Source organism: Streptomyces sp. NPDC057474, from assembly GCF_042802555.1.
Taxonomy (GTDB): domain Bacteria; phylum Actinomycetota; class Actinomycetes; order Streptomycetales; family Streptomycetaceae; genus Streptomyces.
In genome coordinates this window covers 1-15,141 of the sequence record NZ_JBHVDX010000048.1, presented here as the reverse complement: position 1 = coordinate 15,141, position 15,141 = coordinate 1, and the positions used below count along the sequence as shown (strand labels likewise).

Genomic DNA, 15,141 nt, shown 5'->3' with positions numbered 1-15,141 from the left:
GCGAGGAACGCGCCGAGGCCCGGCGCCCCCGAGGGACACCGGGCCTCGCCGGAGAACCGAAGGACCGCGGGCCTTACAGCCCCGCCGCCTTGCGCAGCGCCTCGACCCGGTCCGTGCGCTCCCAGGTGAACTCGGGGAGTTCGCGGCCGAAGTGACCGTACGCGGCAGTCTGGCCGTAGATGGGGCGGAGGAGGTCGAGATCGCGGATGATGGCGGCCGGGCGGAGGTCGAAGACCTCGTCGATGGCCTTCTCGATCCGGTCGGTGTCGACCTTGGCCGTGCCGAAGGTCTCGACGAAGAGGCCTACGGGCTCGGCCTTGCCGATGGCGTACGCCACCTGGACCTCGCAGCGGGAGGCGAGTCCCGCGGCGACGACGTTCTTGGCGACCCAGCGCATCGCGTACGCGGCGGAGCGGTCGACCTTGGAGGGGTCCTTGCCGGAGAAGGCGCCGCCGCCGTGGCGGGCCATGCCGCCATAGGTGTCGATGATGATCTTGCGGCCGGTGAGGCCGGCGTCGCCCATCGGGCCGCCGATCTCGAAGCGGCCCGTCGGGTTGACCAGGAGTCGGTAGCCCTCGGTGTCCAGCTTGATGCCGTCGTCCAGGAGGGCCTTCAGCTCCGGCTCCACCACGAACTCGCGGATGTCGGGGGCGAGGAGGGACTCCAGGTCGATGTCGCTCGCGTGCTGCGAGGAGACGACGACCGTGTCCAGGCGGACCGCCTTGTCACCGTCGTACTCGATGGTGACCTGGGTCTTTCCGTCGGGACGGAGGTAGGGGATGGTGCCGTTCTTGCGGACGTCGGACAGGCGCTTCGACAGGCGGTGCGCCAGGAAGATCGGCAGCGGCATCAGCGTCGGCGTCTCGTCGGTCGCGTAACCGAACATCAGACCCTGGTCGCCCGCGCCCTGGCGGTCCAGCTCGTCCTCGTCACCCTCGACCCGGGACTCGTAGGCCGTGTCCACGCCCTGCGCGATGTCAGGGGACTGCGCACCGATCGACACCGACACACCGCAGGAGGCGCCGTCGAAGCCCTTCTTCGACGAGTCGTAGCCGATGTCCAGGATGGTGTCGCGCACCAGCTGGGCGATCGGCGCGTACGCCTTGGTCGTGACCTCTCCGGCCACGTGCACCAGGCCGGTCGTGATGAGCGTCTCCACTGCGACGCGGGACGTGGGGTCCTCGCGCAGGAGCGCATCGAGAATGGCATCGCTGATCTGGTCAGCGATCTTGTCGGGGTGACCCTCGGTCACTGACTCCGAGGTGAACAGACGACGGGACACAACGCTCCCTGGGGTTGCAGCGGCTGCTGGCTGATCATTGGCGGACGTGCTCGGGGGCTGCGCCCGGCGTCGTCCGAGAACAGTTTATCGGTCGGGCTCGGCCACCGGCCCACCTGTCTCGCCTCTCGGGAGCTCTGTGACCTGCGGCACGTGCATTCTGCCCAATGGCCGTCGCTGTCCGCCAGGGTCGCCACGCCTCAATGTGCGAGGTCGCGGGTGACGTGACGCGAATGGCACTGTCAGCCGAGCCGGCCGGCGACCAGGTCCCACACCGTTTCGGCCAGGGCTTCCTTCGGGCCGTACGGCACCGGTGTCTCGCTTCCGTCGGCTCCCAGCACCACAGCCTCGTTCTCCTCGGAGCCGAAGGTCTTGCGCTCTCCCACCTCGTTCACCACCAGCAGATCGCACCCCTTGCGGGCCAGCTTGGCGCGGCCATTGGCGAGGACGTCGTCGGTCTCCGCGGCGAAGCCGACGACCACCTGGCCGGGGCGGGGGCGGTCCGCCGAGATCTCCGCGAGGATGTCCGGATTGCGTACCAGGACGATGGGCGCGGGCTCCTGGCCGTCCTTCTTCTTGATCTTGCCGGTGGCGTACGTGCCGGGGCGGAAGTCCGCCACCGCGGCCGCCATCACCACGACGTCCGCGTCCGGCGCCGCCTTGAGCACCGCCTCACGCAGCTGGACCGCCGTGCCGATCCGGACGACGTCCACGCCCGCGGGGTCCGGCAGCTGGGTGTTGGCCTCTATCAGTGTGACCCGGGCGCCCCGCGCGGCGGCCGTACGGGCCAGGGCGTAGCCCTGTTTGCCGGAGGAGCGGTTGCCGAGGAAGCGGACCGGGTCGAGGGGCTCTCGGGTGCCGCCGGCGGTCACGACGACGTGTCGGCCGACGAGGTCCGGCTCGGTGACACCCCGGGCCAGCACCCGGCGGCAGACCTCGAAGATCTCCGCGGGGTCCGGCAGCCGTCCCTTGCCGGTGTCGACGCCGGTCAGGCGGCCCACTGCGGGGTCGATGACGAGGGCGCCGCGGCGGCGCAGCGTCGCCACGTTCTCCTGGGTGGCGGGGTGTTCCCACATCTCGGTGTGCATGGCGGGGGCGAAGACGACGGGGCAGCGGGCGGTGAGGAGGGTGTTCGTGAGGAGGTCGTCGGCGAGGCCGTGGGCGGCCTTGGCCAGCATGTCGGCGGTCGCCGGGGCAACGATCACCAGGTCGGCCTCCTGCCCGATGCGGACGTGCGGCACCTCGTGGACGCTCTCCCAGACCTCGGTGGAGACCGGGTTGCCGGAGAGCGCGGACCAGGTGGCGGCGCCGACGAAGTGCAGCGCGGAGTCGGTCGGTACGACCCGTACGTCATGTCCGGACTCGGTCAGTCGGCGCAGCAGCTCGCACGCCTTGTAGGCGGCGATCCCACCACTGACCCCCAGAACGACCTTCGGCTTGCCCACCGGGCCTCCCCGCATCGGAAACGTACGACTCCATGCTGCATCACGGCGGGGGGACGACCCCCGCGCCCCGAGCAGACCGCAGGCCCGGCAGTCGCACTGCCGGGCCTGTGGAAAAACCTACCGCGATCTGCACATAAGACTTACGCGGGGCCCTCGACAGCCTCGGACGTCAGCAGACCCGCGTTGATCTCGCGCAGGGCGATCGAGAGCGGCTTCTCGTGGACGTGGGTGTCTACGAGAGGACCGACGTACTCGAGGAGACCCTCGCCGAGCTGCGAGTAGTACGCGTTGATCTGGCGAGCACGCTTGGCCGCGTAGATCACGAGGCTGTACTTCGAGTCGGTTGCCTCGAGGAGCTCGTCGATCGGCGGGTTGATGATGCCCTCGGGCGCGGAGATGGAAGAGGACACGCTCTACCTTCCGATGGATGGGAAAAGATCGGTCGTGATCACAGAAAACAGACAGAACCCGTGATCACACAACATCCATCAAGGCTAGCAGCTCGCGGGCCACGTCCTCGACGGAGGTGTTGACCAAGGTCACGTCGAACTCCGGCTCGGCCGCCAGCTCGATCTTGGCCGCCTCCAGGCGGCGCTCGATCACCTCGGGCGGTTCGGTGCCCCGCCCGGTGAGCCTGCGCACCAGCTCCTCCCAGGAGGGAGGAGCCAGGAACACCAGCTGGGCGTCCGGCATGGTCTCGCGGACCTGCCGTGCGCCCTGGAGGTCGATCTCCAGCAGGACCGGCTCGCCCCGCTCCAGGCGTTCGAGCACGGCGGCCCGGGGAGTGCCGTAGCGGTTGCCGGCGAACTCGGCCCACTCCAGCAGCTCACCGTTGGCGATCAGCTTGTCCATCTCCTCGTCGGTGACGAAGAAGTAGTGGACTCCCTGCCGCTCACCAGGGCGCGGCTTGCGGGTCGTCGCCGACACCGAGAGCCAGACCTCGGGGTGTGCCTTGCGCATATGGGCGACGACCGTGCTCTTGCCGACCCCGGAGGGGCCGGAGAGCACGGTCAGCCGCGGACGTTCACTCATGCAGCGATTATTCCAGCAATCCCGGACTGCCCGGGACTCCCTTCCCGTCGGTACCCGGGATCAGGAACCGGTGCTGCCGAACTCACGCTCCAGGGAAGCGATCTGGTTGGAACCGAGGCCGCGTACACGACGGCTCTCGGAGATGCCGAGTCGCTCCATGATCTGCTTGGCGCGGACCTTGCCCACGCCCGGCAGGGACTCGAGCAGCGCGGAGACCTTCATCTTGCCGATGACGTCGTTCTCCTGGCCCTGCTTGATGACCTCATGCAGGGAGGCGCCGGAGTGCTTGAGTCGATTCTTGACCTCGGCCCGCTCCCGGCGAGCCGCGGCGGCCTTTTCGAGCGCGGCTGCGCGCTGTTCAGGGGTAAGGGGCGGAAGAGCCACGCCTACGTCACCTCGGATGTCGAACTGTCGGATACGGACCGGTGAGGAACCTAGTCGCCCCACACCTGGGGATCCACGAGCAACACGCTTGCCCGTTCACCCTGCTCGGAGACTAGCGGCCAAGTCCGCCAGAGTCAGCGAGAACAGCGGAAAAGTCCTGGTCAGCCTCCATGGAGTCGGACATAAGCCGCATAATGCCCCGGATTTGAGAATGTATTCAGACTCAAGCCGTCCGGGAACCGCCCCTCAAGCACTCATCGGAGGTCTCGGGCGGTCGCCGTCGCGGTGCGGATCTCGTCCGCGAAACGATCCGACGCGTCACGCAGCGCGACGACATCGGGACCGTGACGAAGGACACCTCGACTGACGTTCGGAACCACATTGCGCACAGCGGCCCCGAAGACCGCCGGAAGATCGGCCGGGGTGGCTCCCTGGGCACCGATTCCGGGCGCGAGGAGAGGTCCGTTGATGTCAAGGTCGTACGACGAGAGGTCACCCAGCGTGGCGCCGACGACGGCGCCGAAGGACCCCAGGGGCGCCTCCCCCGCGTTCTCGGCAGCCAGGTGCGCCAGCATGGTCGCGCCGACGTTGCGGCCGTCGCCGCGCACCGCGTGCTGCACCTCGCCGCCCTCCGGGTTGGAGGTGAGCGCAAGCACGAACAGACCGGCCCCGCTCTCGCGTGCCAGGTCCACGGCGGGCTTCAGCGAGCCGTAGCCCAGGTACGGCGAGACCGTCAGCGCGTCCGAGAAGAGGGGCGCGTCCTTGTGCAGAAAGGTCTCGGCGTACGCGGCCATGGTGGAGCCGATGTCGCCGCGCTTGGCGTCCATGACGACCAGCGCCCCGGCCGCCCGCGCCTCCTGGACGGACTTCTCCAGTACGGCGATGCCGCGCGACCCGAAACGCTCGAAGAACGCGCTCTGCGGCTTGAACACGGCCACCCGGTCGGCCAGCGCCTCCACGACCGTGCGGCTGAAGCGCTCCAGACCGGCGATGTCGTCGCTCAGGCCCCAGTCGGCGAGCAGGGAGGCGTGCGGGTCGATGCCCACGCAGAGCGGCCCGCGCTCGTCCATGGCCCGGCGCAGCCGCGCGCCGAAGGGCTCAGTCATACCGTCTTCCTCACGTCTGCGCCGACCGCGTCGGCGAGGGTGGCGTACGGGCTCGTACGGAGGCGTGCGGCGAGGCCCTTGTGGATGGCGCGTGTCCAGAAGGGGCCCTCGTAGATGAAGGCGCTGTAGCCCTGGACCAGCGTGGCGCCCGCCAGGATGCGCTGCCAGGCGTCCTCGGCGTTCCCGATGCCACCGACGCCCACCAGGGTGATCCGGTCGCCCACGCGCGCGTAGAGGCGGCGCAGGACCGCGAGGGAGCGGTCCTTGACGGGGGCGCCGGAGAGACCGCCCGCCTCCTTCACGAGAGAGGGTTCGGATTTCAAACCGAGCCCCTCGCGCGCGATGGTGGTGTTCGTGGCGATGATCCCGTCCAGACCCAGCTCCACGGCGAGGTCGGCGACGGCGTCGATGTCCTCGTCGGCGAGGTCCGGCGCGATCTTCACCAGCAGCGGCACCCGGCGGGTACGGACCGTGCGGTCGGCGGCCTCGCGCACGGCGGTGAGCAGGGGCCGCAGCGCCTCCGTGGCCTGCAGGTTGCGCAGGCCAGGGGTGTTGGGCGAGGAGACGTTGACGACCAGGTAGTCGGCATACGGCGCGAGGCGCTCGGTCGACTTGACGTAGTCCCCGGCGGCCTCGTCCTCCGGGACGACCTTGGTCTTGCCGATGTTGACGCCCACGACGGTCTTGAAGACAGGGCTGCGGGAGGCGAGGCGTGCGGCGACGGCGAGCGAGCCCTCGTTGTTGAAGCCCATACGGTTGATCAGGGCACGGTCGGCGACCAGGCGGAACAGCCGCTGCTTGGGGTTGCCGGGCTGCGCCTCGCCCGTCACCGTGCCGATCTCGACATGATCGAAGCCGAGCATCGACATCCCGTCGATCGCGACGGCGTTCTTGTCGAAGCCGGCGGCCAGCCCGAACGGACCGTGCATGCGCAGTCCGAACGCCTCGGTGCGCAGTTCCTCGTAGCGGGGTGCCAGGGCGGCCGCGACGAAGGTGCGCAGCACGGGGACGCGGACGGCGCGGCGGATCCAGCGGAAGGCCAGGTAGTGGGCCTCCTCCGGGTCCATCCGTTTGAAGACCAGACGGAAGAAAAGCTTGTACATGAGTCGGTGTCCTCTTGAAGCCTCGTGGGTCTCACGAAGAGGGGGACACCGTTTCCGGTGTCCCCCTCCGGGCTGCTAGTCGCGGGCCGCGGTCAGGTGTTCGGCGTGTTCCTGGAGCGAGCGCACGCCCACGCCTCCGTGGTTGAGCGCGTCGATGCCCTGGACGGCCGCGGCGAGTGCCTGGACGGTCGTCAGGCACGGCACGGACCGGGCCACGGCCGCCGTACGGATGTCGTAGCCGTCGAGGCGGCCGCCGGTGCCGTACGGGGTGTTGACGATGAGGTCGACCTCGCCGTCGTGGATGAGCTGGACGATGGTCTTCTCGCCGTTCGGGCCGGTGCCCTCGGACTGCTTGCGGACGACGGTGGCGTTGATGCCGTTGCGCCTGAGCACCTCGGCCGTGCCGGACGTGGCGAGCAGTTCGAAGCCATGGGCGACGAGCTCACGCGCCGGGAAGATCATCGAACGCTTGTCGCGGTTGGCGACCGAGATGAACGCGCGCCCCTTGGTGGGCAGCGGCCCGTATGCGCCGGCCTGCGACTTGGCGTACGCCGTGCCGAAGACCGAGTCGATGCCCATGACCTCGCCGGTGGAGCGCATCTCCGGGCCGAGGATCGTATCGACGCCGCGCCCGTGGATGTCGCGGAAGCGCGACCACGGCATCACGGCCTCCTTGACGGAGATCGGCGCGTCGAGCGGCAGCTCACCGCCGTCGCCATTGGCCGGAAGCAGCCCCTCCGCGCGCAGTTCTGCGATGGTCGCGCCGAGCGAGATCCGGGCGGCGGCCTTGGCCAGCGGCACCGCGGTCGCCTTCGAGGTGAAGGGGACCGTGCGGGAGGCGCGCGGGTTGGCTTCGAGGACGTAGAGGATGTCCCCGGCCATCGCGAACTGGATGTTGATCAGTCCGCGCACCCCGACGCCCTTGGCGATGGCCTCGGTGGAGGCCCGCAGGCGCTTGATGTCGAAGCCGCCGAGGGTGATCGGGGGCAGGGCGCACGCCGAGTCGCCGGAGTGGATGCCGGCCTCCTCGATGTGCTCCATCACGCCGCCGAGGTACAGCTCGTGTCCGTCGTACAGGGCGTCGACGTCGATCTCGATCGCGTCGTCGAGGAAGCGGTCGACGAGAACGGGCCGGGAGGGGCTGATTTCGGTCGACTCGGCGATGTACGACTCCAGGCGGGCCTCGTCGTACACGATCTCCATGCCGCGTCCGCCGAGCACGTACGACGGGCGGACGAGGACCGGGTAGCCGATCTCGTCGGCGATGGCCTTGGCCCCGGCGAAGGTGGTCGCGGTGCCGTGCTTCGGCGCGGGAAGGCCGGCCTCGGCGAGGACCCGGCCGAAGGCGCCGCGGTCCTCGGCGGCGTGGATGGCCTCCGGGGAGGTGCCCACGATCGGTACGCCGTTGTCCTTGAGCGCCTGCGACAGGCCCAGCGGGGTCTGGCCGCCGAGTTGGACGACGACGCCCGCGATCGGACCGGCCAGCGACTCGGCGTGGACGATCTCCAGCACGTCTTCCAGCGTCAGCGGCTCGAAGTACAGGCGGTCGGAGGTGTCGTAGTCCGTGGACACGGTCTCGGGGTTGCAGTTGACCATCACGGTCTCGTAGCCCGCGTCGCTCAGCGCGAAGGAGGCGTGGACGCAGGAGTAGTCGAACTCGATGCCCTGGCCGATACGGTTCGGGCCGGAGCCGAGGATGATCACGGCCGGCTTCTCACGCGACGCCACCTCGGTCTCCTCGTCGTACGAGGAGTAGAAGTACGGGGTCTTCGCCGCGAACTCGGCGGCGCAGGTGTCGACCGTCTTGTACACCGGGCGCACGCCCAATGCGTGCCGAACCTCGCGCACGACGTCCTCGCGCAGCCCGCGGATCTCGGCGATCTGCTGGTCGGAGAAGCCGTGCCGCTTGGCCTCCGCCAGCAGATCCGGATCGAGCTTGTCGGCCTGGGCCAGCTCGTCCGCGATCTCCTTGATCAGGAAGAGCTGGTCGACGAACCACGGGTCGATCTTCGTGGCCTCGAAGACCTCCTCGGGCGTGGCGCCCGCGCGGATGGCCTGCATGACGGTGTTGATGCGCCCGTCGGTCGGCCGGACAGCCTCTTCGAGGAGAAGAGTCTTGTCGCCGGGCTCGCCCACGAACGTGAACTGGCTGCCCTTCTTCTCCAGCGACCGCAGCGCCTTCTGCAGCGCCTCGGTGAAGTTGCGGCCGATCGCCATCGCCTCGCCGACCGACTTCATGGTCGTGGTCAGGGACGAGTCGGCGGACGGGAACTTCTCGAAGGCGAACCGGGGGGCCTTCACGACGACGTAGTCGAGCGTCGGTTCGAAGGATGCCGGGGTCTTCTCCGTGATGTCGTTCGGAATCTCGTCGAGGGTGTAACCGACGGCCAGCTTGGCGGCGATCTTGGCGATCGGGAAGCCGGTGGCCTTCGACGCGAGGGCCGAGGACCGTGACACACGCGGGTTCATCTCGATGACGATGATGCGGCCGTCGTCCGGGTTGACCGCGAACTGGATGTTGCAGCCGCCGGTGTCGACACCGACCTCGCGGATGATCGCGATGCCGATGTCGCGGAGGCGCTGGTACTCGCGGTCGGTCAGCGTCATCGAGGGCGCGACGGTGATCGAGTCACCGGTGTGCACGCCCATGGGGTCGAAGTTCTCGATGGAACAGACGACAACCACGTTGTCGTGCTTGTCGCGCATCAGCTCCAGCTCGTACTCCTTCCAGCCGAGGATGGACTCCTCCAGGAGTACCTCGGTGGTGGGCGACAGAGTCAGACCCTGGCCGGCGATGCGGCGCAGTTCCTCCTCGTCGTGGGCGAAGCCGGAACCGGCGCCGCCCATGGTGAAGGAGGGCCGGACGACGACGGGGTAGCCGCCGAGTGTCTCGACACCCTCGATCACGTCGTCCATGGAGTGGCAGATGACCGAACGGGCGGACTCACCGTGCCCGATCTTCGCGCGGACGGCCTCGACGACGCCCTTGAAAAGGTCTCGGTCCTCGCCCTTGTTGATCGCCTCGACGTTGGCGCCGATCAGCTCGACACCGTACTTCTCCAGCACACCCTGCTCATGCATGGAGATCGCGGTGTTCAGGGCGGTCTGGCCGCCGAGGGTCGGCAGGAGGGCGTCCGGGCGCTCCTTGGCGATGATCTTCTCGACGAACTCCGGGGTGATGGGCTCGACGTACGTGGCGTCGGCGATCTCCGGGTCGGTCATGATCGTCGCCGGGTTGGAGTTGACGAGGATCACGCGCAGGCCCTCGGCGCGCAGGATGCGGCACGCCTGGGTGCCGGAGTAGTCGAACTCGGCGGCCTGGCCGATGACGATCGGGCCGGAGCCGATGACCAGGACGGACTGGATATCGGTGCGCTTAGGCACGCTGGCCCTCCATCAGGGATACGAAGCGGTCGAACAGGTAGGCGGCGTCGTGCGGGCCCGCTGCCGCTTCGGGGTGGTACTGGACGCTGAAGGCCGGCCGGTCGAGAAGCTGCAGCCCCTCCACCACGTTGTCGTTGAGGCACACGTGGGAGACCTCGGCGCGGCCGTAGGGGGTGTCGGAGATTTGGTCGAGCGGGGCGTCGACGGCGAAGCCGTGGTTGTGCGCGGTGACCTCGACCTTGCCGGTCGTACGGTCCTGCACCGGCTGGTTGATGCCCCGGTGGCCGTACTTCAGCTTGTACGTGCCGAAACCGAGCGCGCGGCCCAGGATCTGGTTGCCGAAGCAGATGCCGAAGAGCGGGGTGCGACGCTCCAGCACCGCCTGCATGAGGGCGACGGGATGGTCCGCGGTGGCCGGGTCGCCCGGGCCGTTGGAGAAGAACACACCGTCGGGGTTCACGGCGTACACGTCCTCGGCCGTCGCCGTGGCGGGCAGGACGTGCACCTCTATGCCGCGCTCGGCCATGCGGTGCGGGGTCATGCCCTTGATGCCGAGGTCGACGGCGGCGACGGTGTACTTCTTCGTGCCGATCGCCGGGACGACGTACGTCTCCTTGGTGGCGACCTCCGCGGACAGGTTCGCGCCCTTCATCTCGGGGGCCTCGCGGACCTGGGTGAGCATGATGCCCTCGTCGGGCAGCGCGTTGCCGGAGAAGATGCCGACACGCATGGCGCCGCGCTCGCGCAGATGGCGGGTGAGGGCCCGGGTGTCGATGCCGCTGATGCCGACGACGCCCTGCTTCGCCAGTTCCTCGTCCAGCGAGCGCCGGGAGCGCCAGTTGGACGGAACGCGCGCGGGGTCGCGTACGACATAGCCGGAGACCCAGATCTTGCTGGACTCGGGGTCCTCGTCGTTGACGCCGGTGTTGCCGACGTGCGGGGCGGTCATGACGACGACCTGGCGGTGGTACGACGGGTCGGTGAGGGTCTCCTGGTAGCCGGTCATCCCGGTGGAGAACACGGCCTCGCCGAAGGTCACCCCCACGGCCCCGTAGGCACGGCCGCGGAACATCCGGCCGTCCTCCAGGACGAGTACGGCGGGAACCCTGGTGGCTCCCCGGGTGGAGGTCGTCATCGTGCGCCTTCCGTTTCCGTCTTGTTGATCATCTGGTTCAGGGTCTCGACCCATTCGTTGTGCTCGGCCGCGCGGTCGGAGCGGAATCCGGAGTCCAGCAGCTTGTCGCCGTGCTCCCAGGTGACGACCAGCAGCCCGCCCTCGGTGAGCACCTTGCCGGCGATGCCCTTGTCGAGCCGGGCCTCGCGCAGGGCTCCGACCGGGACGAAGAAGTCCGTGGCGCCCGGGCGTACGACGTCCAGGCCCGCGTCCGTCAGCGTCAGCTCGACCCGGCTGCGGGTGCCCAGGCCGTGCGCCACGATGCGGTCGAGCCACTGCCCGGCGGTGGTGGAGCCGTGGTAGCGGCCGCTCATGCTCAGTTTCGCCTCACCGGGCTCGTCCGGCGCGGTGAGCAGGGCGGGCAGGTCGCTCTGCAGCGTGCCGCGCCATTTCCAGCCCTCGCGCATCAGCCAGTAGACGAGCGCGACGAAGAGGGCGAGTCCGACGACCCAGCCGATGCGCGCGGCCCAGTCTGTGACCTCGGCCGATTCCCTCTCGGCGGCCAGCAGGATTAGAGGTGTCACGTGAGCTTCCCGTCGACGAGCGTGGCCTTGCCCCGCAGCCACGTGTGCGTGACACGGCCCGGCAGCTCGCGGCCCTCGTACGGGGTGTTGCGGCTGCGCGAGGCGAAGCCCGCGGGATCCACCGACCCACGGTATGCCGTGTCGACGAGCACGAGGTTCGCGGGCTCACCTGCCGAGACGGGACGTCCATGGCCGGCCGCCTGGCCGATCTTGGCCGGCTTGAAGGACATGCGGTCGGCGACGCCCGCCCAGTCGAGCAGTCCGGTCTCGACCATCGTCTCCTGGACCACCGACAGCGCGGTCTCCAGGCCGACCATGCCCATGGCGGCCGCGCCCCACTCGCAGTCCTTGTCCTCGTGCGGGTGCGGGGCGTGGTCGGTGGCGACGATGTCGATCGTGCCGTCGGCGAGCGCCTCGCGCAGGGCCAGCACGTCGCGCTCGGTGCGCAGCGGCGGGTTGACCTTGTAGACCGGGTTGTAGGAGCGCACCAGCTCGTCGGTGAGGAGGAGGTGGTGCGGGGTGACCTCGGCGGTGACGTCGATGCCGCGGGACTTGGCCCAGCGGACGATCTCGACGGAGCCGGCGGTCGAGAGGTGGCAGATGTGGACGCGGGAGCCGACGTGCTCGGCGAGCAGGACGTCCCGGGCGATGATCGATTCTTCGGCCACCGCGGGCCAGCCGCCGAGGCCCAGTTCGGCGGAGACGACGCCCTCGTTCATCTGGGCGCCCTCGGTCAGCCGCGGCTCCTGCGCGTGCTGGGCGACGATCCCGCCGAAGGCCTTCACGTACTCCAGTGCCCGGCGCATGATCACCGCGTCGTCCACGCACTTGCCGTCGTCCGAGAAGACCGTGACCCCGGCGGCCGACTCGTGCATCGCGCCCAGCTCGGCGAGCTTCTTGCCCTCCAGACCGACGGTGACTGCTCCGATCGGCTGCACGTCGCAATACCCGTGCTCCTGGCCGAGCCGGTAGACCTGCTCGACCACGCCGGCGGTGTCGGCGACGGGGAAGGTGTTGGCCATGGCGAACACGGCTGTGAAGCCGCCGGAGGCCGCCGCGCGCGTGCCGGTCAGCACGGTCTCGGAGTCCTCGCGTCCGGGCTCCCGCAGGTGGGTGTGCAGGTCGACGAGGCCCGGCAGGAGCACCCTGCCACCGGCCTCGACGACCTCGGCGCCCTCGGCGGACAGGCCGACACCCACCTCTGCGATGGTCCCGCCGTCGATCAGGACGTCCTGCGGCTCGCCGCCCAGCACCTTCGCACCACGGATCAGGATCTTGCTCATCGTCTTACTTCTCCTCGGTGGTGCGGGTGTGGGTGACGGCGGGTTCGTTGCCGCCCAGCAGCAGGTACAGCACGGCCATCCGGATGGAGACGCCGTTGGCGACCTGCTCGACGACGGTGCAGCGGTCGGAGTCGGCGACCTCGGCGGTGATCTCCATGCCACGGACCATCGGTCCGGGGTGCATCACGATGGCGTGCTCGGGCATCCGCGCCATGCGGTCGCCGTCGAGGCCGTAGCGCCGCGAGTACTCGCGCTCGGTCGGGAAGAACGCGGCGTTCATCCGCTCCCGCTGCACGCGCAGCATCATCACCGCGTCGGACTTGGCGAGCGTGCTGTCGAGGTCGTACGAGACCTCGCAGGGCCAGGTGTGGACGCCGACCGGCACCAGGGTGGGCGGTGCGACGAGGGTGACCTCGGCGCCGAGGGTGTGCAGCAGGTCGACGTTGGACCGGGCGACCCGGCTGTGCAGGATGTCGCCGACGATCGTGATGCGCTTGCCGGACAGGTCCTGGCCGAGTCCGGTATCCCGGCCGACGAGGCGGCGGCGCATGGTGAAGGCGTCCAGCAGGGCCTGGGTGGGGTGCTGGTGGGTGCCGTCGCCCGCGTTGATCACGGCAGCGTCGATCCAGCCGGAGGTCGCCAGGCGGTACGGGGCCCCGGAGGCGCCGTGCCGGATGACGACGGCGTCGACACCCATGGCTTCGAGGGTCTGGGCGGTGTCCTTGAGGGACTCACCCTTCGACACGCTCGATCCCTTGGCGGAGAAGTTGATGACGTCCGCGGAGAGGCGCTTCTCGGCGGCCTCGAAGGAGATCCGGGTGCGGGTGGAGTCCTCGAAGAAGAGGTTGACGATCGTGCGGCCGCGCAGGGTCGGCAGTTTCTTGATCGGCCGGTCCGCGACCCGGGCCATCTCCTCGGCGGTGTCGAGGATCAGGACGGCGTCGTCGCGGGTGAGGTCGGCGGCCGAGATGAGATGACGCTGCATCTTTCAGGCTCCGTAAGGCAGTTCAGGAGATTCCGGACAGGCAGGGGCATCGCGAAGGGGCATACGGCGCGGGGCCGCACGTACGCGTGCTACTGCTGGGCGGTCCGCTTCGCACCGAGTAGGACGGTGTCCCGACCGTCTTCCTCGGCGAGCTGGACCTTGACCGTCTCCCGCAACGACGTGGGGAGGTTCTTGCCGACGTAGTCGGCGCGGATGGGCAGTTCGCGGTGGCCTCGGTCGACGAGGACCGCGAGCTGGACGGCGCGCGGGCGGCCGATGTCGTTCAGCGCGTCGAGCGCCGCGCGGATCGTCCGGCCGGAGAAGAGCACGTCGTCGACGAGGACGACCAGGCGGCCGTCGATGCCGTCACCCGGGATCTCGGTGCGGGCCAGCGCACGCGGCGGGTGCATGCGCAGGTCGTCGCGGTACATGGTGATGTCGAGCGAGCCGACCGGGATCTTGCGGTCGGTGACCTCCGCGAGCTTGGCGGCGAGCCGCTGGGCGAGGAAGACGCCCCGGGTCGGAATGCCGAGGAGCACCACGTCGTCGGCGCCCTTGGCGCGTTCGACGATCTCGTGGGCGATGCGGGTCAGTACGCGCGCGATGTCGGGGCCCTCGAGAACGGGCCTCGCATCGGACGGCTGCGGGTCCTGCGGGTTTTCTTGCGTGTCCATAAGAAACGGACCTCCTTCTCCGCCTCACGGGACGGACCTTAAAGGACGTCGGAATTGCGCCATCAACGTTAGCAGGCCCCGGCAACGCCCCTGATCACCCCCCCGGCGCAACGGATCACGGCTACCACGGAAGAGTCGGTCCGGACCATTCGGCTTGACGGGGGAGAGTCACGCTGCGTAACCTCACAGTGAGTCACCAGCCTTCGTCCGGGGAGCTATATGTCCAGCGAATACGCCAAACAGCTCGGGGCCAAGCTCCGGGCCATCCGCACCCAGCAGGGCCTTTCCCTCCACGGTGTCGAGGAGAAGTCCCAGGGACGCTGGAAGGCGGTCGTGGTCGGTTCGTACGAGCGCGGCGACCGCGCCGTCACCGTGCAGCGCCTCGCGGAGCTGGCGGACTTCTATGGGGTTCCCGTGCAGGAGCTGCTTCCCGGTACGACTCCTGGTGGCGCCGCCGAGCCGCCGCCGAAGCTCGTCCTGGACCTTGAGCGCCTGGCCCACGTGCCGGCCGAGAAGGCGGGCCCGCTGCAACGTTACGCGGCGACGATCCAGTCCCAGCGCGGTGACTACAACGGCAAGGTGCTCTCGATCCGCCAGGACGACCTGCGCACCCTCGCCGTCATCTACGACCAGTCCCCCTCGGTCCTCACCGAGCAGCTGATCAGCTGGGGCGTCCTCGACGCGGACGCGCGCCGCGCGGTCTCCCACGAGGACAGCTGACGCCTCGGGCAGCGCCCAGCAGAAACGTGCCGCCGGGGTGACCCGAAC

14 protein-coding genes are annotated in these 15,141 nt (G+C 69.3%); 1 reads left to right on the top strand and 13 read right to left on the bottom strand.

Annotated elements, in window-relative coordinates; translation table 11 throughout:
• Nucleotides 1–73: 73 nt before the first annotated feature.
• From metK to pyrR, 13 genes are all read right to left on the bottom strand, one after another.
• Nucleotides 74–1,282: a methionine adenosyltransferase gene (gene metK, locus ACFU53_RS16570; RefSeq protein ID WP_383991955.1), complete on the bottom strand. Its 1,209-nt coding sequence runs from the start codon at nt 1,280–1,282 to the stop codon at nt 74–76.
• A gap of 239 nt (nt 1,283–1,521) precedes the next feature.
• Entirely contained in the window at nt 1,522–2,739 is a 1,218-nt protein-coding gene (gene coaBC / locus ACFU53_RS16565; protein ID WP_383991952.1) for a bifunctional phosphopantothenoylcysteine decarboxylase/phosphopantothenate--cysteine ligase CoaBC, read from the bottom strand.
• 125 nt (nt 2,740–2,864) lie between these two features.
• Entirely contained in the window at nt 2,865–3,134 is a 270-nt protein-coding gene (gene rpoZ / locus ACFU53_RS16560) for a DNA-directed RNA polymerase subunit omega (protein WP_005485492.1), read from the bottom strand.
• A 64-nt stretch (nt 3,135–3,198) separates the two neighbouring features.
• Nucleotides 3,199–3,756 carry a guanylate kinase gene (gene gmk / locus ACFU53_RS16555; RefSeq protein ID WP_326584125.1) on the bottom strand — a complete coding sequence of 186 codons (558 nt, stop codon included), beginning with the start codon at nt 3,754–3,756 and terminating at the stop codon, nt 3,199–3,201.
• 60 nt (nt 3,757–3,816) lie between these two features.
• A complete protein-coding gene (locus ACFU53_RS16550; protein ID WP_003977346.1) occupies nt 3,817–4,140 on the bottom strand; it encodes an integration host factor in 324 nt (107 codons plus the stop codon).
• Between the two features lie 254 nt (nt 4,141–4,394).
• A complete protein-coding gene (pyrF, locus tag ACFU53_RS16545) occupies nt 4,395–5,246 on the bottom strand; it encodes an orotidine-5'-phosphate decarboxylase (protein WP_383991948.1) in 852 nt (283 codons plus the stop codon).
• Nucleotides 5,243–6,349 carry a quinone-dependent dihydroorotate dehydrogenase gene (locus ACFU53_RS16540; RefSeq protein ID WP_383991945.1) on the bottom strand — a complete coding sequence of 369 codons (1,107 nt, stop codon included), beginning with the start codon at nt 6,347–6,349 and terminating at the stop codon, nt 5,243–5,245. Before ACFU53_RS16540 ends, pyrF begins: the two co-directional genes overlap by 4 nt.
• A gap of 75 nt (nt 6,350–6,424) precedes the next feature.
• The gene (gene carB, locus ACFU53_RS16535) at nt 6,425–9,733 is read right to left on the bottom strand and encodes a carbamoyl-phosphate synthase large subunit (protein ID WP_383991942.1); all 3,309 of its coding nucleotides are present in this window, start codon (nt 9,731–9,733) and stop codon (nt 6,425–6,427) included.
• Complete coding sequence (carA, locus tag ACFU53_RS16530; protein WP_383991939.1) at nt 9,726–10,868, bottom strand: glutamine-hydrolyzing carbamoyl-phosphate synthase small subunit; 1,143 nt, start codon at nt 10,866–10,868, stop codon at nt 9,726–9,728. The genes carB and carA overlap by 8 nt, the downstream gene beginning before the upstream one ends.
• Entirely contained in the window at nt 10,865–11,431 is a 567-nt protein-coding gene (locus tag ACFU53_RS16525; protein WP_383991936.1) for a hypothetical protein, read from the bottom strand. The genes carA and ACFU53_RS16525 overlap by 4 nt, the downstream gene beginning before the upstream one ends.
• Nucleotides 11,428–12,714, bottom strand: a complete 1,287-nt coding sequence (locus ACFU53_RS16520) for a dihydroorotase (RefSeq protein ID WP_383991933.1) — start codon at nt 12,712–12,714, stop codon at nt 11,428–11,430. The genes ACFU53_RS16525 and ACFU53_RS16520 overlap by 4 nt, the downstream gene beginning before the upstream one ends.
• A 4-nt stretch (nt 12,715–12,718) precedes the next feature.
• Nucleotides 12,719–13,699 (bottom strand): aspartate carbamoyltransferase catalytic subunit, encoded by a 981-nt coding sequence (locus ACFU53_RS16515; RefSeq protein ID WP_383991930.1) that lies wholly within the window; start codon nt 13,697–13,699, stop codon nt 12,719–12,721.
• A gap of 89 nt (nt 13,700–13,788) precedes the next feature.
• The gene (gene pyrR / locus ACFU53_RS16510; RefSeq protein ID WP_383991927.1) at nt 13,789–14,373 is read right to left on the bottom strand and encodes a bifunctional pyr operon transcriptional regulator/uracil phosphoribosyltransferase PyrR; all 585 of its coding nucleotides are present in this window, start codon (nt 14,371–14,373) and stop codon (nt 13,789–13,791) included.
• A gap of 219 nt (nt 14,374–14,592) precedes the next feature.
• Between pyrR and bldD the strand changes: the two genes are divergently transcribed.
• Nucleotides 14,593–15,093: a transcriptional regulator BldD gene (gene bldD / locus ACFU53_RS16505; protein WP_007380685.1), complete on the top strand. Its 501-nt coding sequence runs from the start codon at nt 14,593–14,595 to the stop codon at nt 15,091–15,093.
• Nucleotides 15,094–15,141: the final 48 nt, after the last annotated feature.

Excerpts from the sequence above, each read along its gene's own strand:
- coaBC (WP_383991952.1), bottom strand. The coding sequence starts at position 2,739 with ATGCGGGGAGGCCCGGTGGGCAAGCCGAAGGTCGTTCTGGGGGTCAGT.
- gmk (WP_326584125.1), bottom strand. The coding sequence starts at position 3,756 with ATGAGTGAACGTCCGCGGCTGACCGTGCTCTCCGGCCCCTCCGGGGTC.
- pyrF (WP_383991948.1), bottom strand. The coding sequence starts at position 5,246 with ATGACTGAGCCCTTCGGCGCGCGGCTGCGCCGGGCCATGGACGAGCGC.
- ACFU53_RS16540 (WP_383991945.1), bottom strand. The coding sequence starts at position 6,349 with ATGTACAAGCTTTTCTTCCGTCTGGTCTTCAAACGGATGGACCCGGAG.
- carA (WP_383991939.1), bottom strand. The coding sequence starts at position 10,868 with ATGACGACCTCCACCCGGGGAGCCACCAGGGTTCCCGCCGTACTCGTC.
- ACFU53_RS16520 (WP_383991933.1), bottom strand. The coding sequence starts at position 12,714 with ATGAGCAAGATCCTGATCCGTGGTGCGAAGGTGCTGGGCGGCGAGCCG.
- ACFU53_RS16515 (WP_383991930.1), bottom strand. The coding sequence starts at position 13,699 with ATGCAGCGTCATCTCATCTCGGCCGCCGACCTCACCCGCGACGACGCC.
- pyrR (WP_383991927.1), bottom strand. The coding sequence starts at position 14,373 with ATGGACACGCAAGAAAACCCGCAGGACCCGCAGCCGTCCGATGCGAGG.
- bldD (WP_007380685.1), top strand. The coding sequence starts at position 14,593 with ATGTCCAGCGAATACGCCAAACAGCTCGGGGCCAAGCTCCGGGCCATC.